This is a genomic window from Lentzea guizhouensis (genome assembly GCF_001701025.1).
Lineage (GTDB): Bacteria > Actinomycetota > Actinomycetes > Mycobacteriales > Pseudonocardiaceae > Lentzea > Lentzea guizhouensis.
The window spans coordinates 5,630,958-5,655,992 of record NZ_CP016793.1; the positions used below are offsets into that span (position 1 = coordinate 5,630,958).

Sequence of the window (25,035 nt, forward strand, 5' to 3'; positions counted from 1 at the left end):
CACTCGGACGGGTGAAGGTTGTCCTGATCCTGGGCACGGGTCGTCTCTCTCACGTCCCGAACACCCTGGCCCTGACGCCAGCAAGAAGAAGAAAGGAGGCCGCCTCGCAGCCCACCCCTGGCCCTCGGCGAGACGCGGTGTCAGGGAGGGGTCGGACCGCCGTGGTGGTGACGAACCACGGTGGTGACGGACCGGGCCGCTCAGCCAGCGATGAGCAGGGCAGCTCGCGGGGGAACGCAGCTGGCCCACCCCCCGGCTGGCAACCCCAGCTGGCCCACCCGCTGGCAACCCCAGCCGGGAACCCCAGCCGGGAACCCCAGCCGGGAACCCCAGCCGGGTCACCCGCGGGCAACCAGCCGGGCCACCTCGCCGGGAACCCCAGCCGGGCCACCCCGCGGGCAACCAGTCAGCCCACCCCAGGGAGTCACCACCCAGGCAGCCCACCAGACACGAGCCGACCCGCCGCACCAGCCAACCCGCGCCCGCCGACCCCCGACAACCCGACCCGAGGTCAAGCCGGATCAGACTTCAAGAACGGCCCAACCCGCTTCCTCGCGATCAACACGCACGCCGCGAACGTGATCACCGCCCCGGCCACCGCCTGCGGCACCGTGTACGCCCGCCCGTCGAACGCCGACCCCGTCGGCGGCAGGATTACCGCGATCGCCGCGCTTGTGACCATCGCGAACGTCCGGAACTTCGGCCCCACCACCGCGGTCGCCAGCGGCAGCACCGCCCACAGCACGTACCAGGGTTGCAGCACCGGCCCGAGCACCAGGATCGCGCCCAGCGCGGCCCCGAGCCCGTTCATCGCCTTCAGCTTGCCCTGGAACGACTTCCACAGCAGCACCACCGTGATCACGATCGACACGCCCTGGGTGAGCAGGCGGGCCAGCGCGATCATCGAGTCGGTGTGGTTGCCGAGGCCCAGCAGGATGCCGAGGCCGCCGCCCATGAACCCGAGCGCGGTCGGCGGTGACATCCACGACTTCACGACCGAGGCCACGTTCAGCGTCTCGATCCACCCGAACCCGAAGCCGGTGCCCAGCGCGATCGCCACCACCCCCACGCCGGCGATCACGGCCATGATTGCGGCCACCAGCAGCAGGTGTGTGATCTTGCCGCCCAGCTTGCGCGCCACCAGCACGCCCACGAACCCCAGAGCCGCCATCGCGGGGATCTTCACCATCGCGGCGCACACGATCGTGGCCGCGCCCAAGGTGATCCACGACCACCGCAGAGGTTCCAGCCCGCGAAGAGCCAGCTCGATGCCCACCAGCATCATCCCGAGCGCCAGGCCGTCGTTGTGCACGCCGATGACGATGTGGAACAGCACCAGCGGGTTCAGCGCACCCAGCCACAGCGCCCCGACCGGCGACACGCCGAACCGCGCCGCCAGCCGCGGCAGCGCCCATACCACCATCGCCAGCCCGCACAGCACCAGCAACCGGTGCAGGAACACCCCCGACACCACGTGGTCGCCGGTCAGCATCGCCAGCAGCCGCCCGACCGCGAGGAACAGCGGACCGTACGGCGCCGGCGTCTCCCGCCAGATGTTCGGCACACCGCGGGTCAGCACGTGGTCGACCCCGAGAGCGGACGCCGGGCCGAGCTCGTACGGGTCCTGCCCCCGCGCCGCGATCTCGCTCTGCGCCAGGTACGAATAGACGTCGCGCGAGAACATCGGTACGCAGAACACCAGCGGCACGGTCCACATCAGCAGCGTGCGGTCCATCTGACCGCGCGAGGCCAGCCGCGGGCGTCCCGGCCGCACGAACCGCCCCAGCGCCAGCCACGCCGACACGATCATGAAGATGCCGGTCCAGACGACCCCCATCGCGACTGAGGGCATCCTCGAGAAGAGCCCGAGCACGGGCACGCCGTACAGCGGCGAGTAGATGGGCGCGGCCCCGCCACCCAGTGAGCCGACCGTCAGCAACAACGCCCCGATCGTGCCCCAGCGACGGACGATGTCCAGCTGACGACGCTCTCGACCGTTCAAGAGGTCGCTCTCCGGAGTCACGGCTCCGCCGGAAGTGGGCATGAGAGCAGGGTATCCAGCCACGTTCAGCCGTGAGTCAGGTCACCCTGTGACCGCGATCTTTGCGACCTCCGGCGAAATACGCAACACTGGTGTTGTGAAAAACGCCGAGACCCACCTTGACGCCGTGCCGCAGCACGACGGCAAGACTCGGCGTGCTGTCGCCAGGCTCCTCCTGGAGCAGGGCCCGGCCACCGCGGCAGCCGTTGCCGAGGAGCTGGGCATCAGCCCCACGGCCGTGCGCCGTCACATCGACGCACTGCTCGCGGACGGCGAAGCGACGACGAGGGACGCCCCGCGCCAGACCCAGCGCGGTCGCGGCCGGCCGGCGAAGCTCTTCCTGCTGACCGACACCGGGCGCGCCCGGTTCGGGCACGCGTACGACGACCTCGCGGTCGCCGCGATCCGGTTCCTCGCCCAAACGGGTGGCGAGGAAGCGGTCAAGGCGTTCGCGCAGAGCCGGGTGGACGCGCTGGTCGACAGGCACCGCCAGGCGATCGTGGCGCAGGCCACGCCCGCCGAACGGGCCAAGGCCCTCGCGGCCGCGTTGACCAGGGAGGGTTACGCTGCGGCGGCACGAAACGTCGGTGTCGGCGAGCAGTTGTGCCAGCACCACTGCCCGGTCGCCCACGTGGCCGCCGAGTTCCCCCAGCTGTGCGAGACCGAGACGGAGACGTTCGCGAACCTCCTCGGAACCCACGTGCAGCGCCTCGCGACGATCGCCCGCGGCCACGCCGTGTGCACGACGCACATCCCGAACGTTCACCCCGGCTCTGCCGGGAAGCTCATCCCAGATGATGGAGGGGAGCCCGCATGACTGCCGCTGCCGAGCAGCGCACGCCCACCACGGTGCAGTCTCCGCTCACGCAGGAAGAGACGATTGCGTCTCTCGGCAACTACGAGTTCGGCTGGGCCGACTCGGACGCTGCCGGCGCGAGCGCCCGCCGAGGCCTCAGCGAGGATGTCGTCCGCGACATCTCGGCGAAGAAGAGCGAGCCCGAGTGGATGCTCGAGTACCGGTTGAAGGCGCTCAAGCTCTTCGACCTCAAGCCGATGCCGAACTGGGGCGCCGACCTCTCTGGGATCGACTTCGACTCGATCAAGTACTTCGTGCGGTCCACCGAGAAGCAGGCCACCTCCTGGGAGGACCTGCCCGAGGAGATCAAGAACACCTACGACCGCCTGGGCATCCCCGAGGCCGAGAAGCAGCGCCTCGTCGCCGGCGTCGCGGCCCAGTACGAGTCCGAGGTCGTCTACCACCAGATCCGCGAGGACCTGGAGCAGCAGGGTGTCCTCTTCCTCGACACCGACACGGCCCTGAAGGAGCAGCCGGAGCTCTTCAAGGAGTACTTCGGCTCCGTCATCCCCGCGGGTGACAACAAGTTCTCGGCGCTCAACGCCGCGACGTGGTCCGGTGGCTCGTTCATCTACGTGCCGAAGGGCGTGCACGTGGACATCCCGCTGCAGGCCTACTTCCGGATCAACACCGAGAACATGGGCCAGTTCGAGCGCACGCTGATCATCGTCGACGAGGGTGCCTACGTGCACTACGTCGAGGGCTGCACCGCGCCGATCTACTCGTCGGACTCGCTGCACTCCGCGGTCGTCGAGATCATCGTGAAGAAGGGCGGCCGCTGCCGCTACACGACGATCCAGAACTGGTCGAACAACGTCTACAACCTGGTCACCAAGCGCGCCAAGGCCGAAGAGGGCGCGACCATGGAGTGGGTCGACGGCAACATCGGCTCCAAGGTGACCATGAAGTACCCGGCCGTCTTCCTGATGGGCGAGCACGCCAAGGGCGAGGTCCTCTCGATCGCGTTCGCGGGCGAGGGCCAGCACCAGGACGCCGGCGCCAAGATGGTCCACATGGCCCCGCACACCTCCTCGACCATCGTGTCGAAGTCGGTGGCGCGTGGCGGTGGCCGCACGTCCTACCGCGGCCTGGTCCAGGTCAACAAGCGGGCGCACCACTCGAAGTCCACGGTGAAGTGCGACGCGCTGCTGGTCGACACCATCAGCCGCTCGGACACCTACCCGTACGTCGACGTCCGCGAGGACGACGTCGCGATGGGCCACGAGGCCACGGTCTCGAAGGTCTCCGAGGACCAGCTGTTCTACCTGATGTCGCGCGGCCTGAACGAGGACGAGGCCATGGCGATGATCGTGCGCGGGTTCGTCGAGCCCATCGCGCGCGAGCTCCCCATGGAGTACGCCCTCGAGCTGAACCGCCTGATCGAACTGCAGATGGAAGGGGCCGTCGGCTGACATGGCCGCCCTGTCGACTCAACCTCACTCCCACGGTGCTGTCGTTCCCGTCGCCTCGCGCGCAGAGCACTTCACGTCCTACGACGTGGACGCGTTCGAGGTGCCGGGCGGCCGTGAGGAGATCTGGCGCTTCACGCCTCTCAAGCGTCTTGCCGGTCTGCACTCCGGCGCTGCGGCAACGGGTTCTGCTGCCGTCGAGGTGAACGCCGCCGCCGGTGTCACCGTCGAGACGGTCGGTCGTGACGACGACCGCCTCGGCAAGGCGGGTGTCCCCGGTGACCGGATCGCCGCGCAGGCCTACACCTCGTTCGAGCAGGCCACGATCGTGACGCTGCCCGGCGACGCGAAGACCGAGCCGACCACCGTCACGGTGACCGGCGCGGGCACCGGAACCGTTGCCTACGGCCACATCCAGATCAAGGCCTCGCAGTTCGCCGAGGGCACCGTGATCCTGGACTTCCGCGGCTCCGGCGCGTACGCGGACAACGTCGAGTTCCTCGTCGCGGACGGCGCGCACCTCACGGTGATCACCATCCACGACTGGGCCGACGACGCCGTGCACGTCTCGCAGCACCACGTGAAGCTCGGCCGCGACGCGACGATCAAGCACACCGTGGTCACGCTCGGCGGCGACGTCGTCCGCGTGACGCCGGTCGTGCAGTACGCGGGTCGCGGTGGTGACGCGGAGCTGTTCGGCCTGTACTTCGCGGACGCGGGCCAGCACCAGGAGCACCGGCCGTTCATCGACCACGCGCAGCCCAACTGCCGCAGCAACGTCGTCTACAAGGGCGCGTTGCAGGGCGAGGGCGCGCATGCGGTGTGGATCGGTGACGTGCTCATCCGCGTCGCCGCCGAGGGCACCGAGACGTTCGAGCTGAACCGGAACCTGATCCTCACCGATGGCGCGCGTGCCGACTCGGTGCCGAACCTGGAGATCGAGACCGGCGAGATCGAGGGTGCGGGCCACGCCAGCGCCACCGGCCGGTTCGACGACGAGCAGCTGTTCTACCTGCAGGCGCGCGGCATCCCGGAGGACCAGGCACGGCGTCTCGTCGTGCGCGGCTTCTTCCAGGAGCTGATCGGCAAGATCACCGTCCCCGAGGTGCGCGAGCGCCTCGAGGCCGCCATCGAGGCAGAGCTCGAGGCGGTCGGCGCGTGATCAGGGTGTGTGCACTGTCCGAACTGGACGACCGCAAGCCGTTCGCAGCAGACGTCGACGGAACTGACGTCGTGCTGGTGCGCAACGGTGAGCGGGTGCACGCGCTCGCGGATCTGTGCTCGCACGCCGCGGTGTCGCTGAGCGAGGGCGAGGTCTCCCGCAAGGGGATCGAGTGCTGGTTGCACGGGTCGTGCTTCGACCTGGAGACCGGCGCGCCCTCGTCGCCGCCCGCAAGCGAACCGGTCGACGTCTACGCCGTCGACATCCGTGACGGCGACGTGTTCGTCGACGTCACCGTCACCACGAACTGACTTTCAGCTACACCACCAGGAGAACGGCAAGTCATGGCCACCCTTGAGATCAAGGACCTGCACGTCTCGGTCGTCAGCGAGGACGCTCCCAAGGAGATCCTCAAGGGCGTCGACCTGACGATCAAGGCCGGCGAGACGCACGCCATCATGGGCCCCAACGGCTCCGGCAAGTCCACGCTGTCCTACGCGATCGCCGGGCACCCGAAGTACACGATCACCTCGGGCACCGTCACGCTCGACGGTGAGGACGTCCTCGAGATGTCCGTCGACGAGCGCGCCCGCGCCGGCCTCTTCCTCGCCATGCAGTACCCGGTCGAGGTCCCCGGCGTCTCGATGTCGAACTTCCTGCGCACCGCCGCCACCGCCGTGCGCGGCGAGGCCCCGAACCTCCGCCACTGGGTGAAGGAGGTCAAGGGTGCGATGGCCGACCTCGACATCGACCCGGCGTTCGCCGAGCGCTCGGTGAACGAGGGCTTCTCCGGCGGTGAGAAGAAGCGCCACGAGATCCTGCAGCTGGGCCTGCTCCAGCCGAAGGTCGCCATCCTCGACGAGACCGACTCGGGCCTCGACGTCGACGCGCTGCGCGTGGTGTCCGAGGGCGTCAACCGGTACAAGGCCTCCGGTGAGGTCGGCGTCATGCTGATCACGCACTACACCCGGATCCTCAAGTACATCCAGCCGGACTTCGTGCACGTCTTCGCGAACGGCCGCATCGTCGAGTCCGGTGGCCGCGAGCTGGCCGACGTCCTCGAGTCCGAGGGTTACGTGAAGTACACCGGATCCAAGGAAGCCGCAGCACTGTCCTGATGTTGAAGGTGTTGAGAGGAGGCGCTGTGACCACCACCGCAGCACCACTGGACGTAACCGCCCTCAGGGCGGACTTCCCCATCCTGTCTCGCACCGTTCGTGACGGGAAGCGCCTGGTCTACCTGGACTCCGGCGCCACCTCGCAACGCCCGACGCAGGTTCTGGACGCGGAACGCGCGTTCCTGGAGCGGCACAACGCTGCCGTGCACAGGGGCGCCCACCAGCTCGCTGAGGAAGCGACCGACGAGTACGAGGGTGCGCGTCAGCGCATCGCGGACTTCGTCGGGGTCGACTTCGGCGAGCTGGTGTTCACCAAGAACGCCACCGAGGGCTTCAACCTCGTGGCGTACGCGATGGGCAACGCCGCGACCTCGGGTCCCGAGGCGGCGCGGTTCGTCGTGAACCCCGGCGACGAGATCGTCGTGACCGAGATGGAGCACCACGCGAACCTCGTTCCATGGCAGCAGCTCGCCCAGCGCACCGGCGCCGTCCTGAAGTGGTTCAAGCTGACCGCCGACGGCCGCCTCGACCTGTCCGACGTGGACAGCGTGATCACCCCGCGCACCCGCGTGGTCGCGTTCACGCACCAGTCGAACGTCACCGGCGTGATCAACCCGGTCGACGTGCTCGTCGCGGCCGCGCAGAAGGTCGGCGCGCTGACGGTGCTGGACGCGTGCCAGTCCGTCCCGCACGGCCCGGTGGACTTCCACCGGCTGGGCGTGGACTTCGCGTCGTTCTCCGGCCACAAGATGCTCGGCCCGTCCGGCATCGGTGTCCTCTACGGACGCCGTGAGCTGCTGGAGGCGCTGCCCCCGTTCATCACCGGCGGCTCGATGATCGAGCTGGTGAAGATGGAAGGCTCGACGTTCGCCCCGCCGCCGCAGCGCTTCGAGGCCGGTTCGCCGATGACCTCGCAGGCCGTGGGCCTCGGTGCCGCCGTCGACTACCTGAGCGTCGTGGGCATGGAACGCGTCCACGCCCACGAGCGCGCGCTGACCGTGGCGGCCCTTGAAGGTCTGTCGTCGGTCAAGGGCGTCCGGCTGCTCGGCCCGCAGGACGCGGTCGACCGCGGCGGCGCCGTGCCGTTCGAGATCGAGGGCGTCCACCCGCACGACGCCGGCCAGGTGCTCGACAGCCTGGGCATCGCCGTGCGCGTCGGGCACCACTGCGCGTGGCCGTTGCACCGCTGCCTGAACGCCCAGTCGTCGGTGCGGGCCTCGTTCTACCTCTACAACACGCTGGACGAGGTCGACGCACTGGTCGACGGCGTCCGCGAGGCGCAGAAGTTCTTCGGGGTGGCCTGATGCAGCTCCAGCAGATGTACCAGGAGATCATCCTGGACCACTACAAGAACCCGCACGGCCGCGGCCTGCGCGACCCCTTCGACGCCGAGTCGTTCCAGGTCAACCCGACCTGCGGCGACGAGGTGACGTTGCGCGTGCACGTCGTGGACGACGTGGTGCAGGACGTGTCCTACGACGGCCAGGGCTGCTCGATCAGCCAGGCGTCGACGTCGGTGTTGACCGACCTCGTCGTGGGTAAGCCGGTGGGTGAGGCGTTCCAGAAGATGGACGCGTTCGTCGAGCTCATGCAGGGCCGCGGCCAGGTGGAGCCCGACGAGGACGTCCTGGAGGACGGCATCGCCTTCGCCGGTGTCGCGAAGTACCCGGCGCGCGTGAAGTGCGCGCTGCTGGGCTGGATGGCGTTCAAGGACGCAGTCGTACGGAGCCAGGGAGCAGCATGAGCACGGAAGAGCAGGTCGTCCGCGGCGCCGAGGGCATGCCTGTCTTCGAGCCGAAGGCCGACGTCGCCGCACTGGACGACGTCGAAGAGGCGATGCGCGACGTCGTCGACCCGGAGCTCGGCATCAACGTCGTCGACCTCGGTCTCGTCTACGACATCCACGTCGACGACAAGAACGTCGCCACCATCGACATGACGCTCACGTCCGCGGCCTGCCCGCTGACCGACGTCATCGAGGACCAGACCCGCGCCGCCCTCACCGGCGGCACGGGCGGCGGTCTCGTGTCGGACTTCCGCATCAACTGGGTGTGGATGCCGCCGTGGGGCCCGGAGAAGATCACCGACGACGGCCGCGAGCAGCTGCGCGCGCTGGGCTTCACCGTCTGATCGGTTTCGCATCGAACGGCGCGCATCCCACGGGGTGCGCGCCGTTCTGCTTCACGCTCCCGCCGCGAGAAGACTGGTGCTCGCCGTGATGTCCAGATCGACCACCACGGCGAGTTCTGGGCGGGGTGACCCTGCCGCCCTTCATGTCCTCCATCGAAACACAAATCCACGATCTGGAACATGCCGGTGAACCCGGTTAAATGCGTTGCGCCTCTGCACGCTGCTCGCATAACTTGATCCCATCACCAACGCCCCGAGATGAACCGGAGGAAGACATGCTTGCCAAGGCCGAACTCGCGGGATGGCGGATTCTCGCCCTCATCGCCGGCGGTCTGCTGGCGTTGGCGTGGGGCTCCACGCCATGACCTGATCCCCAGGTCATGACCACGGAGCCGCCCACGGGAAACCCTGGGCGGTTTTCTTTTGCGCCAATTCCTGCCGACGAGCTTCGGAAGCGGAACTGCCTCCAAAACAGTTTCCCGAGGGTTCGACTCCTTCCGTCGGTGCTGTCCAACCGAATACGACCACGCCCTTGTAGCCCAACGGGAGAGGCAACGCGCTCAGAACGCGTCCAGTCCAGGTTCGAATCCTGGTGGGGGCACTGCACGACACAACTGCATCGGGGGACGCGCCGGCGCGCAGGTGATCCTTGCAAGATCGCCCCGGTGGGTTCGACACCCACGTCTTCCACCCGTCCCGTAGCTCAGTCCGGTGAGAGCGTCCGTCTGATACGCGGTAGGTCCCAGGTTCAAGTCCTGGCGGGACGACCAACCCTCCCCGAGCGGCCCGCTGGATCCCCGGCGGGCCGCTCACCCGCCGGTACAACTGGAAGCGTGGACAACAGGGCGTTGGCGGCCGCGGGTGCGTTGTTCTTCGACGACCAGGGCCGCGTGCTCCTCGTCGAACCCACCTACAAGCCGCACTGGGAGATCCCGGGCGGGGTGGTCGAACCCGGCGAGACACCGAGCGAGGCCTGCCGGCGCGAGGTCGAGGAGGAGCTCGGCCTGGCCCGCGCACCCGGCCGCCTGCTCGTCGTCGACTGGGCACCGGACGACGCCGGGAACCGGGTGCTGTTCGTGTTCGACGGCGGCCTGCTCACCGACCCCGAAACCATCCGCCTGCAGGCCGCCGAGCGGAAGGCCTACGAGTTCGTGCCGCCAGACCAGGCAGCGCACCGCCTGGTCCCCAGGCTCGCCCGCCGCCTCACCGCCGCACTGCGCGCCCGCGAGGCCGGCGACACCCGCTACCTCGAACACGGCGTCGAACTTCAGGCGTAGACCCGCTCCACGAACGCCGCCAGCTGCTCCTCCGGCAGGTGCCGCGCCAGGTCCGCCTCCGACACGATGCCCACCACCCGCTCGTCCTCCAGCACGGGCAATCGCCGGATCTGGTTGTCCTGCATGGTCTTCAGCACGTGGTCCAGCGAGTCCCCGGTCTCCACCCAGTGCACGTGCCCACCGAACTCGCCGGCCTTCGTCGTCGCCGGGTCGAGCCCCTCGGCCACCGCCCTCACCACGATGTCGCGGTCGGTCACGATCCCGCACAACCGGTCGTCGTCCCCGCAGATCGGCAACGACCCGACGTCGAGGTCGCGCATCATCCGCGCCGCCTCGACGAGCGTCGTGTCCTCGCGGATGCACCGCACACCGGGGTGCATGATCTCGCGCGCTGTCGTCATCTCATCCTCCTCCCGTCGACTCCTCAGCATCCGCCGCCGGACAGCACCCCGCCGAACAGTGAGCCGAACAGCGCAGCAGTGCGTGGCCTGAACAGGCTGAAGTGGTTCAGACCGGCGCCGTCTGCGCCACCAGGAACCCGACCACGTCGTCCAACCGCCCCCGCCGCGCGAACGCCCGCCGCTGCCGCACCGCGCCCGTTCCGTCCAGCAGCAACCGGTCGATGCCGTCGCTGACCATCTGGAGATCACCGGCGAGCTCCAGCGCCGGGCGGACCCACCGCAACAGCGAGCCGACGATCGACGAGGCCGGCGTCGGCGCACCCGTCACCGGGTCGATCCCGAACCCCTCCAACCCGTCGCGGGCCGCGCGCCACAACGCCACCTTCAACAGGTGCGGCGGCAACGGTGCCGGCGCGGCACCGGACGTGAGCGCGGTCGTCGCGATGGCCCGCACCAGCGCCGCCATCAGCACGGCCTCCTCGACGGTCGGCGCCACGTCGCTCACCCGCAGCTCCAGCGTGGGGTGCCGGGCGGAGAGCCGCACGTCCCAGTAGAGCATCCCCGCGTCGATCGCCGCGCCGCTCGCGACGATCTCCTCCCGTGCCGCGAAGTACTCCGCCGCCGAGTCGAAGTGCGGCGGCGCACCCGAAGTGGGCCAACGGTTCCAGACCACGTACCGCCAGCTCGAATAGCCGGTGTCGTTGTCCAGCCAGTAGGGCGAGTTCGCACCGAGCGCGAGCAACGTCGGCAGCCACGGCCGCAGGTGGTTGCTCACGAAGATCTTCGACTCGTCGTCGGGCAGCCCGATGTGCACGTGCAGGCCGCAGATCGCGAGGTCGTTGGTGAGCGCGCCCATCTCCTGCGCCATCCGGTGGTAGCGCGGGGCGTTCGTCAACGGCGTCGGCATCGTCAGGCCCAGCACCGGCGTTCCGGTCGCGGCGAGCCTGGCGTCGTGCCGCGCGGCCCGTTCGATCAACGCCCGGCGCGCCACGGCGAGCTCGTCGCGCAGCTCACCCATGTCCGTGCAGATGCCCGTGGCCGACTCGACCTGGTACTGCGCGATCTCCGGCTGCAGGTCGACCTGGTAGCGGTCGGCGCCGGTGAGCACTTCGTCGGCACGGTTGGCCAAATGTCCCGTCGACGCCTCGACGAGCACGAATTCTTCTTCCACCCCAACGGTGAGAAGCCCGTCCATGGCCGTGCGTTGCGCTGGTACCGATTGCGTTCTGCTGCCGACCTGCACGACGAACCTCCGATGCGCTCAGTAGCGACCTCGATGCTATGAGTGATCGGGCCGCCGCGCAGGAGGCGTTTGGTTGTACTTGTCAGCTCACCGCACGTTGCGCGACACCACGCAGCACGTCACGTCGTTCGGTGCCCGGACGACCCATGACCCAGCTCGACCCGGCGAGCGACTTCGCGTGCTCCTTGACCGGCGCCAGCAAGCGCGACACCTCGCGGTACGACCCGACTGACCCCGCGGCACAGATAAGGGTCGCAAGAGAGAGCGTGATGTGTCGTCCCTCTGCCGTGTACGGCTTGTCCAGCAAACGAGCGGACAACGGCACCGTCTCGTCAAGGCCGGCCAAGATCAGGAAGTCGTCCCCGCCCACGTGCCCCACCTGGACGCCGGGGAACGTGTGCGCCAGGTCGGCCAGGTCGTGCCCTATCTCGCGGATCAGGTCGTCACCCGCCGCGAACCCGACCGTGTCGTTGACCAGCTTGAAACCGTCGACGTCCAGCCACGACACCGCGAAGATCTCACCGGTCGCGATCCGCCGGTCGACCTCCTTCGCGATCTCGTCACTGCCCGGCAGGCGCGTGAGCGGGCTCAGCGCGGCCGCCTGCTCCACCTTGAGCTCGGCCACGCCTCTGACCACGTCCGCGACCCGCACGACACCCATGCACCGCTCGTTGTGGTCGACCACGATCAGGTCGTCGTTGGTGCGCTCGCGGTTGGCGTGCGCGACGACGTCCAGCAGGTCCAGCGCCGACGAGTCGGTGCCGATCACGTGCGGTTTGTCCGCGAGCCTGGCCGCCTCGCGCTTGGCGTGCAGGGCGTGCCCGTACGGCCCGGTCACCGCCAGCAGGAACCGGTTGCGGTCCACCGACCACCGCGGCCGGCCCTCGTCGTCGACGAGCACCACACCGGTGACCGTCGGCTGCGACGCCAGCACCTCGCGCACCTCCTCCGAGGTGGCGTCCTCCGGCAACGTCGTGGCCGGGTGCAGGAAGTCGGTGACGCGCGGACCGCTGCTGCGACGGATCTCCCCGGTCTGCGTGACCGCTTCCGGCGCAATGCGCGCGTTGACCGCCGGTCGGCGCTGAGGGGGAGCGAGCAGATGACCCTGCGCGTGTGCGACACCGATCTTGCGCACGGCCGTGAGCTGTTCTTCGGTCTCAATGCCCTCGGCCACGACCTGACCGCCGGTGTACTCGCTGAGGTGCACCAACGACCGCACCAGCGAACAACGCGCGGGATCGTCCGGAAGCGTGCGCACGATCTCGCGGTCGAGCTTGATGTAGTCCGGCGCGGCGCTCGTCAGCAGACCCAGCGGCACGTCGCCCTCGCCCACGCAGTCGAGCGCGATGCGGAAACCGTGGTCCCGGAGCGTCTTGAGGCCACGCGCCAGGCGCGCGCGGTTCGCCCGCGAGTACGGCTCGCCGACCTCGATGACGATGCTGTCCGGGGCGCGGCCGGCTTCCCGCAACGCGCCGTAGAGAGGGGAGAGGATCTCGGGCTTGTCCGCCACCGTGATCGCCAGCAGGTTCACGTGCAGCGGCAGCAGCAGTTCGAAGTCGGCTGCGGCGCGGATGGCGCGGCAGGCGAGTCCGACGTCGGCGTTGGTCAGTAGTCGAGCCTGGTAAGCCGCCTGCAGGAGGTCCTGCACGGTGCCGTCGTGGGGCCGCGCAAGTGCCTCTACGGCGACGACGCCGCCAGTGTTGAGGTTGAACAGCGGCTGGAAGGCGAACCTGACGTCATCCAGCAATGCGGGCACGTCTCAGATCGTGCCGGTGCGAATGACCTGCACCAAGAGGGTTAACCGGGTGTTCACGAGGTTGGCGGCGTCTCGCCACGGCGCGGCTGCGCACCGTGACACGCCGTTCACGCTGGGCGGATGAGATTCCACCTCACGTGTGCTGGCGCAGTCCGGAAGAGGGCCAGCATGGCCGCCGCGGTGCCCTTGAGGTCCTCGCGGCCGGAGAGGTACGCGCGCTGCAGTTCCGTGGGAAGCCCGAAGAACAGCTCGAAGAAGTCCCTGGTCTGCTCGGCGTCCATGCGGAGCAGCGTTTCGAGGCCGAAGCGACGCAGGGCGTGCACGGCTCGGGCCTTGGGCGACCAGATGACGTGCTTCGGGTCTTCGCCCGCTTCGACGGCCGCCGCCACTTTCGGTGCCAGCGCGAGAGAAGTGGCGACGCTGTAGCCGGTCGCCGGGTGTATGAAGCCCGCTGCCGCGCCGAACGCGTTCTTGTGCCGTGGTGCGTCCAAGGGGAAGCGGACGCGCTCCTCTCTCACGCCCTCGGGTAGACGTGCATGGAGGCGTTGGCGCAGTTGGTCCAGCGGCATGCCTGGGCGCCGCGCGAGGCAGGTCTCCTCCACGAGCACTTGGTTGTTGCCGAGGGGCACCGTGTAGAGGAACGTGTCGCCTTCGCGCCAGTCCATCAGCACGGTCTCCGTGCTGTCCGACTCGATGACGGTGCCTACTGCTGTCTGCTCCGCACGGCCCTTGCGCGCACCTGTGGCGTTGAACGTGTGCCTGGCAGGTGCTGGGCGTTGGAGCACCGTGACTTCTTCGGGCAGTTCGTGCAGCCGGGCGTTGTCGAGCACCACGTAGCCGCGCTGGATCTCGTGCTCTTCACGTGCGTACGCGCGCACCCTGTCGCTCCTCGCGGCTACGGGTGCGTCGGGCGGGAGCTCGTCGGCCCACGCGCCGTAGGTCGCCGTCCACACGCGGTGCGGGTGTCTGTCGACGATGGCCGTGTTCAGCTTCTGCTGTGCACATGCGCGCGCGAGCGCACGGCCAGCCGGTCCGCCACCGATGACAAGCACGTCGTACATGGCTCCATGATTGACCTTGTGGCGACGACGTGTGCGAAGGGGACGTAGGTCACGTCAAGTTGGTTTGGCGGAGGTTTCCGCGGCCGTCGCGGCGCCCGTGTTGGCCGCGTGCGGGCGCCAAGGAGCCCCTGACGAGGCCTTTCTTCGGCGCTCGGGTCGGTGACGCGGTGCCGGCGTCCGAGGCGGAGGCCGACCGCCGTCCGGTGCTCCGCGTCGAGAACTAGCAGGTCAGAGGAGGTTTCGCCGCTCAAGGGACCCCCCGATTTGGAGATCGAAACGGCCCTGTGTAATCTTCTCCAAGTCAGAGCGACACGGGCCGGAAAACAAGCCGGAACGAGCCTGGCAACACAAGCCCCGGAAGTAATCAGCCGAAAAGCTGACGTGACTGCGGTGAGCGCGTGTTCTTTGAGAACTCAACAGCGTGCCGATAACACAGCCAGTAATATATGAATTACCTCCTCGTCGAGATAGTTCCTTTGAGTAGAACAGATTGATGCCAGACATATTCCGTCTGGAGCGATCAAACACAATCCTTATTGGAGAGTTTGATCCTGGCTCAGGACGAACGCTGGCGGCGTGCTTAACACATGCAAGTCGAGCGGTAAGGCCCTTCGGGGTACACGAGCGGCGAACGGGTGAGTAACACGTGGGTAACCTGCCCTGTACTCTGGGATAAGCCTTGGAAACGAGGTCTAATACCGGATACGACCACAGATCGCATGATCAGTGGTGGAAAGTTCCGGCGGTATGGGATGGACCCGCGGCCTATCAGCTTGTTGGTGGGGTAATGGCCTACCAAGGCGACGACGGGTAGCCGGCCTGAGAGGGTGACCGGCCACACTGGGACTGAGACACGGCCCAGACTCCTACGGGAGGCAGCAGTGGGGAATATTGCACAATGGGCGAAAGCCTGATGCAGCGACGCCGCGTGAGGGATGACGGCCTTCGGGTTGTAAACCTCTTTCAGCAGGGACGAAGCGCAAGTGACGGTACCTGCAGAAGAAGCACCGGCTAACTACGTGCCAGCAGCCGCGGTAATACGTAGGGTGCGAGCGTTGTCCGGAATTATTGGGCGTAAAGAGCTCGTAGGCGGTTTGTCGCGTCGGCCGTGAAAACTTGGGGCTTAACCCCGAGCCTGCGGTCGATACGGGCAGACTTGAGTTCGGCAGGGGAGACTGGAATTCCTGGTGTAGCGGTGAAATGCGCAGATATCAGGAGGAACACCGGTGGCGAAGGCGGGTCTCTGGGCCGATACTGACGCTGAGGAGCGAAAGCGTGGGGAGCGAACAGGATTAGATACCCTGGTAGTCCACGCCGTAAACGGTGGGTGCTAGGTGTGGGGGACTTCCACGTCCTCCGTGCCGCAGCTAACGCATTAAGCACCCCGCCTGGGGAGTACGGCCGCAAGGCTAAAACTCAAAGGAATTGACGGGGGCCCGCACAAGCGGCGGAGCATGTGGATTAATTCGATGCAACGCGAAGAACCTTACCTGGGCTTGACATGGACTAGAAATCCTCAGAGATGAGGGCTCCCTTGTGGCTGGTTCACAGGTGGTGCATGGCTGTCGTCAGCTCGTGTCGTGAGATGTTGGGTTAAGTCCCGCAACGAGCGCAACCCTCGTTCCATGTTGCCAGCACGTAATGGTGGGGACTCATGGGAGACTGCCGGGGTCAACTCGGAGGAAGGTGGGGATGACGTCAAGTCATCATGCCCCTTATGTCCAGGGCTTCACACATGCTACAATGGCCGGTACAAAGGGCTGCTAAGCCGTGAGGTGGAGCGAATCCCATAAAGCCGGTCTCAGTTCGGATCGGGGTCTGCAACTCGACCCCGTGAAGTCGGAGTCGCTAGTAATCGCAGATCAGCAACGCTGCGGTGAATACGTTCCCGGGCCTTGTACACACCGCCCGTCACGTCACGAAAGTCGGTAACACCCGAAGCCCGTGGCCCAACCAGCAATGGGGGGAGCGGTCGAAGGTGGGACTGGCGATTGGGACGAAGTCGTAACAAGGTAGCCGTACCGGAAGGTGCGGCTGGATCACCTCCTTTCTAAGGAGCATCTACTACCGATCTTGGGCAAACGTTCCGAGCGGTAGTCAGAACCACACCGGCCTCGATGCCGGGTGGGCTTATTAGTGGATGCTGGCTGGCTCGACACACAGTTGTCGCTGGAGTGAGTACTGCGGTTCGCCGCGTGGAAAGGTCCAGTGAGGGCTGAGTGAACAGATCGGTACGCTGTTGGGTCCTGAGAGAACACGCACCTTGTGTCTTTCAGTGATCGGCCATCGGCCGCGGTCGAACCGCCGGCTCTTCGGAGTGGGTAGGCGTCACGCAGTAGTGCGGATGGATCTGATTGTTCTTTGAGAACTGCACAGTGGATGCGAGCATCTTTGTAGCAAGTTAGTAAGGGCATACGGTGGATGTCTTGGCACCAGGAGCCGATGAAGGACGTAGGAGACTGCGAAAAGTCTAGGGGAGCTGTCAACCGAGCTGAGATCCTAGAATTTCCGAATGGGGAAACCCGGCCCCAGTCATGTGGGGTCACCCATACCTGAACACATAGGGTATGTGGAGGGAACGCGGGGAAGTGAAACATCTCAGTACCCGCAGGAAGAGAAAACAACCGTGATTCCGTGAGTAGTGGCGAGCGAAAGCGGATGAGGCTAAACCGCGTCTGTGTGATACCCGGCAGGGGTTGCATTCGCGGGGTCGTGGGACCTCTTGGTCAGTTCTGCCGAACTGGCAAACAGTCAGAAAACGCATCGTTAGAGGAACGTGTCTGGAAAGCACGGGCGTAGAGAGTGAAACCCTCGTACTCGAAAACGTAGCGTCTGTTTAGAGTGTTCCCAAGTAGCAGCGTACTCGTGAAATTCGCTGTGAATCTGGCGGGACCACCCGCTAAGCCTAAATACTCCCTGGTGACCGATAGCGGACTAGTACCGTGAGGGAAAGATGAAAAGTACCCCGGGAGGGGAGTGAAATAGTACCTGAAACCGTGTGCCTACAATCCGTCGGAGCCTTTAGGGGTGACGGCGTGCCTTTTGAAGAATGAGCCTGCGAGTTAGTGCTACGTGGCGAGGTTAACCCGTGTGGGGTAGCCGTAGCGAAAGCGAGTCTGAATAGGGCGTCATAGTCGCGTGGTCTAGACCCGAAGCGGTGTGATCTAGCCATGGCCAGGGTGAAGCGCGGGTAAGACCGCGTGGAGGCCCGAACCCACCAGGGTTGAAAACCTGGGGGATGAGCTGTGGTTAGGGGTGAAAGGCCAATCAAACACCGTGATAGCTGGTTCTCCCCGAAATGCATTTAGGTGCAGCGTCGTATGTTTCACCGCGGGGGTAGAGCACTGGATGGTCTAGGGGGCCCACAAGCTTACCGAAATCAACCAAACTCCGAATACCGTGGTGTGAGAGTGCGGCAGTGAGACTGCGGGGGATAAGCTTCGTAGTCGAGAGGGAAACAGCCCAGAACGCCAGCTAAGGCCCCTAAGTGTGTGCTAAGTGGGAAAGGATGTGGGGTCGCACAGACAGCCAGGAGGTTGGCTTAGAAGCAGCCACCCTTTAAAGAGTGCGTAATAGCTCACTGGTCAAGTGGTCCTGCGCCGACAATGTAGCGGGGCTTAAGCACACCGCCGAAGCTGTGTCATTTCGAGCTTGTCTCGGGATGGGTAGGGGAGCGTCGTGTAGCGGTTGAAGCGGCGGAGGAATCCAGCCGTGGACGCTATGCGAGTGAGAATGCAGGCATGAGTAGCGAAAGACGAGTGAGAAACTCGTCCGCCGGATGACCAAGGGTTCCTGGGCCAGGCTAATCCGCCCAGGGTAAGTCGGGACCTAAGGCGAGGCCGACAGGCGTAGTCGATGGACAACGGGTTGATATTCCCGTACCCGTGTGAACGCGCCCATGATGAACCTTGTGATACTAACCGCCCGAAGCCCTCCGATGATCCTTCGGGATCTAGGGGTAAGTGGAGCGCGGGACCTGAACTTGTAGTAGTCAAGCGATGGGGTGACGCAGGAGGGTAGCTCCGCCAGTGAGTGGTAGTACTGGTGCAAGCGTGTAGGGAGAAGCATAGGCAAATCCGTGCTTCACATATCCTGAGACGTGATGCGTAGCCGATTGAGGCGAAGTAGAGTGATCCCATGCTGCCGAGAAAAGCCTCTAGCGAGCTTTCACGCGGCCCGTACCCCAAACCGACACAGGTGGTCAGGTAGAGAATACCGAGGCGATCGGGCGAACTGTGGTTAAGGAACTCGGCAAAATGCCCCCGTAACTTCGGGAGAAGGGGGGCCGTAGCGCTTGAAGCCTCTTGCGGGCTAGGGCGAGACGGCCGCAGAGACCAGCGAGAAGCGACTGTTTACTAAAAACACAGGTCCATGCGAAGTCGCAAGACGATGTATATGGACTGACGCCTGCCCGGTGCTGGAACGTTAAGGGGACCGGTTAGTCCGCAAGGGCGAAGCTGAGAACTTAAGCGCCAGTAAACGGCGGTGGTAACTATAACCATCCTAAGGTAGCGAAATTCCTTGTCGGGTAAGTTCCGACCTGCACGAATGGCGTAACGACTTCTCGACTGTCTCAACCGCAGGCCCGGCGAAATTGCATTACGAGTAAAGATGCTCGTTACGCGCGGCAGGACGGAAAGACCCCGGGACCTTTACTATAGCTTGGTATTGGTGTTCGATTCGGCTTGTGTAGGATAGGTGGGAGACTGTGAAGCGGCCACGCCAGTGGTTGTGGAGTCATCGTTGAAATACCACTCTGGTCGTATTGGATGTCTAACCTCGGTCCGTGATCCGGATCAGGGACAGTGCCTGGTGGGTAGTTTAACTGGGGCGGTTGCCTCCCAAAGAGTAACGGAGGCGCTCAAAGGTTCCCTCAGCCTGGTTGGCAATCAGGTGTCGAGTGCAAGTGCACAAGGGAGCTTGACTGTGAGACTGACGGGTCGAGCAGGGACGAAAGTCGGAACTAGTGATCCGGCCATGGCTTGTGGAAGCGTGGTCGCTCAACGGATAAAAGGTACCCCGGGGATAACAGGCTGATCTTGCCCAAGAGTCCATATCGACGGCATGGTTTGGCACCTCGATGTCGGCTCGTCGCATCCTGGGGCTGGAGTAGGTCCCAAGGGTTGGGCTGTTCGCCCATTAAAGCGGTACGCGAGCTGGGTTTAGAACGTCGTGAGACAGTTCGGTCCCTATCCGCCGCGCGCGTAGGATACTTGAGGAAGGCTGTCCCTAGTACGAGAGGACCGGGACGGACGGACCGCTGGTGTGCCAGTTGTTCTGCCAAGAGCATTGCTGGTTGGCTACGTTCGGAAGGGATAACCGCTGAAGGCATCTAAGCGGGAAGCTCGTTCCAAGATGAGGTATCCCACCCTTCGTGGGTTAAGGCCCCCAGCTAGACCACTGGGTTGATAGGCCAGAGGTGGAAGACCGGTAACGGTTGGAGCTGACTGGTACTAATAGGCCGAGGACTTGTTACAAAGACGCTACGCATCCACTGTGCGGTTCTGGAAGAACAACCAGAACCGATCGCAATCCCTTGCGGGGTTGCTGGTTGTAATTTCATAGTGTTTCGGTGGTTATAGCGTTGGGGAAACACCCGGTCCCATTCCGAACCCGGTAGTTAAGCCCTTCTGCGCCGATGGTACTGCACTGGTTACGGTGTGGGAGAGTAGGTCGCCGCCGAACTTACGTACAGAAGCCCCTGAGGGTCGAGCGCCAGCTCGCTCCCTTCAGGGGCTTTCTGCTGTCCGGCCCGTTCCGCCCACCTGTCACCTGATCAGGTGATCCCTGTCCTGATCCCCGCAGCCGGCCGTCTCCTCATTGCACGACCTCAACCCGTCCCAACCTCATGGTCATCTTCGCCGCCAAATATGGAATCGCGAGGGGAGGCGCCACACCGATGCTGCACCAGGAGTCGACCCGAACCACCGATCCACCCCAGGTACCTTCTGCACATGCACAACGAGCAACGCATCGCCCGCCGGTCCGGCGGCACGGGCCGGACCGCCGACCTGGCCACCAACCCCTTCCGCGTCGACCGCGACCGCGTTGCCAGCTCCCCCTTCTTCGCCCGCCTCGGCGGCGTGACCCAGGTGGTGAGCTCCACCGGCTCCGGCCTGCTCGTCCACAACCGCCTGACCCACAGCCTCAAGGTCGCCCAAGCAGCCCGCGCCATCGCCGAACGCCTGACCAACCGCCCGGAACTCACCGCCGTGCTGGAGAAGCTCGGCGGCTGTGACCCCGACGTGGTGGAAGCCGCGGCCCTGGCCCACGACCTGGGCCACCCACCCTTCGGCCACCTCGGCGAACAGGTGCTCGACCGCCTGGCCCGCCACCGCTTCGGCCTGCCCGACGGCTTCGAGGGCAACGCCCAGTCCTTCCGCATCATCACCGCCACCGACGTCCGCGGCCCCAAGGCACTCGGCCTGGACCTGACCGTCGCCGTCCGCGCCGCCATGCTCAAGTACCCGTGGACCCGCCACCAGGACCTGGGTCTCGCCACCGCACCCCGCGGCGCCGCCGAGCCGGCCGACCTGCCGGGCACCGGCAGCGCGAAGTTCTCGGCCTACGTCACCGAGTTCAACGACCTGCGGCAGGCGCGTGAGCCGTTCGAGGGGCGCATCGAGCCCTGGCAGCAGACGGTCGAGGCGAGCGTCATGGACACCGCGGACGACATCGCTTACGCCATCCACGACCTCGAGGACTTCCACCGGGTCGGCGTCCTGCAGCACGCGACCGTCGCCGCCGAGCTCGGGACGTGGCAGGCGCAGGCGTTGGACCTCGCGGGGTTGAGCGATGCCGAGCTCGACGCGGAGATCCGGATGCCGGGGCGGTCGCTGGAGACGTTGCGGCGGCGCATGCACCTGAAGGACTCGTGGGTGATGGACGACGAGGCCTTCGCGCTTGCCGTGCGCAAGGTGAGCAAGGAGCTGGTCGACGGGTTGCTGGCGGTGCCGTTCGACGGGTCGGTCGAGGCGGAGCAGGCGGTGGCCGGGTTCAGTGCGCGGTGGACGCGGCGGCTCGTGGACGCGGTTGGCGTGATCGAGGAGCCGACGCCGCGGTCGGGGCACGTGGTACTCGCGGTGGCGCAGTGGCACGAGGTTCAGGTGCTGAAGTTCGTGCACCGGCGTTTTGTGTTGCTGCGGCCGGATTTGGCGTTGCACCAGCGGGGGCAGGCGCGGTTGCTGAGCTCGCTGGTGGACGCGTTGGAGCAGTGGGTGACGGACCGGACGGAGGCGGACCGTTTGCCGCGCCGGCTGCACGACCTGGTGGAGTTGGCCGAAACGGAGTACGCGTCGCTCGCCCGGACGGAGCCGTCCACATTGGTCGGTCCCGCGGGTGAGCTGTCGGTCGGGCCGGACGTTGTCCGGGGCCTGGCAAGGGGAAGGGCCGTCGTCGACTTCGTCGCGTCGCTCACCGACAACCAGGCGGCCGCGCTGTTGGAGGCACTTTCCGGGCGAACCGGTCAGTTGTGGACTGACGCGTTTGTTCTGTGAACTGTGATTGCGTCTGCTCAGTGGGAACTAGCCCAAAAGGATGCTGACTGTGATCAGTCGTGCACCATACGTTGGCGCCTCGACCGGGATCATCCGGTCGTAGGCCGCGTGTTCTCGGGGGACACGCCAACGTTCGGGGGAGAAGCCCTGTGCGCAGATCTCGAAGAGGCACGAGACTCGTCACGGCGGGAACCGCTGTCCTGCTGGCCGCGCTGACCGCGGTCACGCCGGCGAACGCGGACCCGGTCAAGGCGTCGAAGTCCATCAACGACCGAACGGCGGCGCAGATCGCGGCGCTGCAGAGCATCAAGAAGTCCCTCACTTCAGCCGAGTCCAAAGTGGACAGCGCGCTGGTCGTGGAGTCGCGCAAGCGCGTGCAGGTCGGCACCACGGGTGCCCTGCCGCAGGTCCAGACCGGTGTCGCGGTGTCGTCGAGCTCGACGACGCTCGTGGACGTGCGGGCCAAGCAGTTCTCGGAGGACCTGGTCAACGCTGTCCGGGCCGCAGGCGGACAGATCAGGGCGGTGTCCCCGGAGAACCGCACGGTGCGGGTCGAGGTTCCGCTCGCCAAGCTCGCCGAGATCGCCGGCCGCGCCGACGTCACCCGTGTCGAGCGGGGCAGCGACGCGATGACGCAGAACGTCGAGAACAAGCGGGACAAGAAGAGCAAGAAGACCGCTCCGTCCAAAGAGGACAAGGCGAGGCAGATCGAGCGCCAGCTCGCCGAGACGCGGGCTTCGGTGGTGGCCGAGAAGATCAGCGAGAGCGACAAGGCCCACAACGCCGAGGCCGCGCGTGACGCGTTCCACATCACCGGCGTCGGCGTGAAGCTCTGCGCCCTGTCCGACGGCATCTCGTCGCTGGCCGTGTCGCAGGCCGCCGGTGAGCTCCCCGCCGTCGACGTCGTCCCCGGCCAGGAGGGTTCCGGCGACGAGGGCACGGCGATGCTCGAGATCCTGCACGACCTCGCGCCCAACGCGGAGCTCGGCTTCGCGACGGCGTTCAACGGTGACGCGAGCTTCGCCGACAACATCAAGAAGCTGCGCTTCCAGCTCGGCTGCGACGTCATCGTCGACGACGTCATCTACTTCAACGAGTCCCCGTTCCAGGACGGCATCATCGCGCGCGCGGTCGACGCGGTCGCCGCCGACGGCGCGGTGTTCTTCTCCAGCGCCGGCAACCAGGGCAACGTCGCCGACGGCACGGCCGGCTACTGGGAGGGCAAGTTCGTCGACTCCGGTGTCGGCGTCGGCAAGTTCGCCGGCACCGCCCACGACTTCAACCCCGACCCCAACGCCAAGCAGCTGTTCAACCCGCTGTCGAACTACTCCGGCGACGCCCCGGTGACGCTGCACTGGGCCGACCCGCTGGGCCAGTCGTTCAACGACTACGACCTGTACCTGGTCAACGCCCAGGGCAACGTTGTCACGTTCAGCCAGAACAACCAGGACGGCACGCAGGACCCGTACGAGCGCCTCAACACCCCGACGAGCTCGACCGGCACGCGTCTCGCGGTCGTCAAGTTCCGCGGTGAGGACGTGCACTTCGGGCTCACGCTGTTCGGCGGCCGCTTCGCCGACTCGAACGACGGCCTGAAGAAGTTCGTCACGCCCGGTGTGACCCGCGGCCACTCCGCCGCCAAGGGCGCGATCTCGGTCGCGGCCGCCCCCGCCGCCGGCGCCCTGCCGTTCGAACTCGAGCCCGGCGACCCGGCCAACCCGAAGGGCCCGTACCCCGGTGCCTTCGACAGCGCGCAGAAGCCGGAGCGCTTCACCTCCGACGGCCCGCGCCAGACGTTCTTCGCCGCTGACGGCACGCCCCTCGCCGAGACCCGCCAGAAGCCGGACATCACCGCGGCCGACGGCGTGACCACCTCGGTCAGCGGCTTCAACCCGTTCTTCGGCACCTCGGCCGCCGCGCCGAACGCCGCCGCCATCGCCGGCCTGATCCTGTCCGGCAACCCGACGCTGTCACCGGCCGAGGTCAAGGAAGCCCTCGTCACCACGGCGATCGACATCGTCGAGTCCGGTGTGGACAACCGCACCGGTGCCGGCATCGTGATGGCCGACCGCGCGCTCGCCCACACCGGCGCGTCCCCGCAGGCCCTGGCCCGCGCGCAGAAGCCGACCATCGTCAACGACACCGATGGGAGCGCTTTCCTCAAGCCCGGCACCACCTCCACGGTGACCGTGCCGGTGACCAACGGCGGCGACGGTGCGGCCGCGTCGACCTCGGTCGTGTTGACCACGCCGACCGCCGGCGTGACCATCGCCCCGCGCTCCAAGTACTACGGCAACATCGACGTCGGCCAGACGGTCTCCAACACCTTCAAGGTGACGGTGCCGGCCGGCGCGGCCCTCGGCTCGGCGGTGAAGCTCGCCGCACGCGTGACCTACGCGGGCTCGACCTCGCCGACCACGGCGTCGTTCGACTTCCGCGTCGGCGAGCCGTCGCGCGAGTTCAAGACGTTCGCCTACACCGGTGCCCCGGTCGCGATCCCGGACAACGACCCGACGGGCGCCACGGTGTCCCTGCCGGTCGCGGGCGTCGGCGCGGCCTCGAACCTGAAGTTCTCCATCGACGGGGCGACCTGCTCGACGGCGGACGGTGCCACGACGGTGGGCCTCGACCACACCTTCGTCGGTGACCTGGTCGGCACCCTGACCTCCCCGTCGGGCAAGACCGTGACGCTGTTCTCGCGGACCGGCAGCCTCGGCAACAACATCTGCCAGGCCGTGTTCGACGACTCGGCGGCGCGGGCGTTCTCGACGCTGACGTCGGCGGACCAGCCGTTCACGGGCACGTGGCGGCCTGCGGGCACGTTGTCGTCGCTGCTCGGTGAGCCGGCGGACGGCAACTGGACGTTCAAGGTGGCCGACGTGGTCAACTCGGACCGCGGCTCGATCCGCGCGGTGACGCTGAGCGTCGCCGGGTGGGTGTGAACTGAGCCAGGTGAACTGAGTCAGGTGAACTGAGTCAGGTGAACTGAGTCAGGTGAACTGAGTCAGGTGAACTGAGTCAGGTGGGCGGGCTCCGGTGCCTTCGGGTACCGGGGCCCGCTTCGCGTTTCGCGGGTCTTGCTCGG

At 66.4% G+C, this 25,035-nt stretch carries 16 protein-coding genes, 2 tRNA genes and 3 rRNA genes; 16 read left to right on the forward strand and 5 right to left on the reverse strand.

Annotated elements, in window-relative coordinates; genetic code table 11:
* Window positions 1–511: 511 nt before the first annotated feature.
* On the reverse strand, window positions 512–2,044 hold the full coding sequence (gene mptB / locus BBK82_RS27665) for a polyprenol phosphomannose-dependent alpha 1,6 mannosyltransferase MptB (protein ID WP_065917617.1): 1,533 nt from the start codon (window positions 2,042–2,044) through the stop codon (window positions 512–514).
* A gap of 94 nt (window positions 2,045–2,138) precedes the next feature.
* Here mptB and BBK82_RS27670 point away from each other — a divergent pair, with 94 nt between their 5' ends.
* The 11 genes from BBK82_RS27670 to BBK82_RS27720 all read left to right on the forward strand — a co-directional run bounded on the left by BBK82_RS27670 (window position 2,139) and on the right by BBK82_RS27720 (window position 9,993).
* A complete protein-coding gene (locus BBK82_RS27670) occupies window positions 2,139–2,858 on the forward strand; it encodes a helix-turn-helix transcriptional regulator (protein WP_065917618.1) in 720 nt (239 codons plus the stop codon).
* A complete protein-coding gene (gene sufB / locus BBK82_RS27675; RefSeq protein ID WP_065917619.1) occupies window positions 2,855–4,309 on the forward strand; it encodes a Fe-S cluster assembly protein SufB in 1,455 nt (484 codons plus the stop codon). The genes BBK82_RS27670 and sufB overlap by 4 nt, the downstream gene beginning before the upstream one ends.
* 1 nt (window position 4,310) lies before the next feature.
* On the forward strand, window positions 4,311–5,468 hold the full coding sequence (sufD, locus tag BBK82_RS27680; protein WP_065917620.1) for a Fe-S cluster assembly protein SufD: 1,158 nt from the start codon (window positions 4,311–4,313) through the stop codon (window positions 5,466–5,468).
* Window positions 5,465–5,779, forward strand: coding sequence for a non-heme iron oxygenase ferredoxin subunit (locus BBK82_RS27685; protein ID WP_065917621.1), 315 nt, complete (start codon window positions 5,465–5,467; stop codon window positions 5,777–5,779). The genes sufD and BBK82_RS27685 overlap by 4 nt, the downstream gene beginning before the upstream one ends.
* Before the next feature lie 33 nt (window positions 5,780–5,812).
* Window positions 5,813–6,586, forward strand: coding sequence for a Fe-S cluster assembly ATPase SufC (sufC, locus tag BBK82_RS27690; RefSeq protein ID WP_065917622.1), 774 nt, complete (start codon window positions 5,813–5,815; stop codon window positions 6,584–6,586).
* Between the two features lie 26 nt (window positions 6,587–6,612).
* A complete protein-coding gene (locus BBK82_RS27695; RefSeq protein WP_065917623.1) occupies window positions 6,613–7,890 on the forward strand; it encodes a cysteine desulfurase in 1,278 nt (425 codons plus the stop codon).
* Window positions 7,890–8,330: a Fe-S cluster assembly sulfur transfer protein SufU gene (gene sufU, locus BBK82_RS27700; RefSeq protein ID WP_065917624.1), complete on the forward strand. Its 441-nt coding sequence runs from the start codon at window positions 7,890–7,892 to the stop codon at window positions 8,328–8,330. Before BBK82_RS27695 ends, sufU begins: the two co-directional genes overlap by 1 nt.
* On the forward strand, window positions 8,327–8,716 hold the full coding sequence (locus BBK82_RS27705; protein WP_065917625.1) for a metal-sulfur cluster assembly factor: 390 nt from the start codon (window positions 8,327–8,329) through the stop codon (window positions 8,714–8,716). The genes sufU and BBK82_RS27705 overlap by 4 nt, the downstream gene beginning before the upstream one ends.
* Before the next feature lie 528 nt (window positions 8,717–9,244).
* Window positions 9,245–9,317, forward strand: a tRNA-Leu gene (locus BBK82_RS27710).
* A 91-nt stretch (window positions 9,318–9,408) separates the two neighbouring features.
* Window positions 9,409–9,486, forward strand: a tRNA-Ile gene (locus tag BBK82_RS27715).
* Between the two features lie 63 nt (window positions 9,487–9,549).
* Entirely contained in the window at window positions 9,550–9,993 is a 444-nt protein-coding gene (locus BBK82_RS27720) for an NUDIX domain-containing protein (protein ID WP_065917626.1), read from the forward strand.
* Here the strand turns inward: BBK82_RS27720 and BBK82_RS27725 are convergent.
* From BBK82_RS27725 to BBK82_RS27740, 4 genes are all read right to left on the reverse strand, one after another.
* Complete coding sequence (locus BBK82_RS27725; protein ID WP_065917627.1) at window positions 9,984–10,394, reverse strand: CBS domain-containing protein; 411 nt, start codon at window positions 10,392–10,394, stop codon at window positions 9,984–9,986. The two genes, BBK82_RS27720 and BBK82_RS27725, sit on opposite strands and share 10 nt — an antisense overlap.
* 106 nt (window positions 10,395–10,500) lie before the next feature.
* Entirely contained in the window at window positions 10,501–11,589 is a 1,089-nt protein-coding gene (locus BBK82_RS27730) for a carboxylate-amine ligase (RefSeq protein WP_065917628.1), read from the reverse strand.
* 130 nt (window positions 11,590–11,719) lie between these two features.
* Entirely contained in the window at window positions 11,720–13,393 is a 1,674-nt protein-coding gene (locus BBK82_RS27735; RefSeq protein WP_065917629.1) for a GGDEF domain-containing protein, read from the reverse strand.
* Between the two features lie 107 nt (window positions 13,394–13,500).
* Window positions 13,501–14,454 carry a lycopene cyclase family protein gene (locus tag BBK82_RS27740; RefSeq protein WP_065917630.1) on the reverse strand — a complete coding sequence of 318 codons (954 nt, stop codon included), beginning with the start codon at window positions 14,452–14,454 and terminating at the stop codon, window positions 13,501–13,503.
* Window positions 14,455–14,987: 533 nt separating this feature from the next.
* Between BBK82_RS27740 and BBK82_RS27745 the strand changes: the two genes are divergently transcribed.
* The 5 genes from BBK82_RS27745 to BBK82_RS27765 all read left to right on the forward strand — a co-directional run bounded on the left by BBK82_RS27745 (window position 14,988) and on the right by BBK82_RS27765 (window position 24,892).
* Window positions 14,988–16,504, forward strand: a 16S ribosomal RNA gene (locus tag BBK82_RS27745).
* A 344-nt stretch (window positions 16,505–16,848) separates the two neighbouring features.
* Window positions 16,849–19,931 (forward strand): 23S ribosomal RNA (locus BBK82_RS27750).
* 91 nt (window positions 19,932–20,022) lie between these two features.
* A 5S ribosomal RNA gene (rrf, locus tag BBK82_RS27755) occupies window positions 20,023–20,139 on the forward strand.
* The 16S, 23S and 5S rRNA genes sit together here, the layout of an rRNA operon.
* 269 nt (window positions 20,140–20,408) lie before the next feature.
* Window positions 20,409–21,950 carry a deoxyguanosinetriphosphate triphosphohydrolase family protein gene (locus BBK82_RS27760; protein ID WP_065917631.1) on the forward strand — a complete coding sequence of 514 codons (1,542 nt, stop codon included), beginning with the start codon at window positions 20,409–20,411 and terminating at the stop codon, window positions 21,948–21,950.
* A gap of 149 nt (window positions 21,951–22,099) precedes the next feature.
* Window positions 22,100–24,892 (forward strand): S8 family serine peptidase, encoded by a 2,793-nt coding sequence (locus BBK82_RS27765; RefSeq protein ID WP_065917632.1) that lies wholly within the window; start codon window positions 22,100–22,102, stop codon window positions 24,890–24,892.
* Window positions 24,893–25,035: the final 143 nt, after the last annotated feature.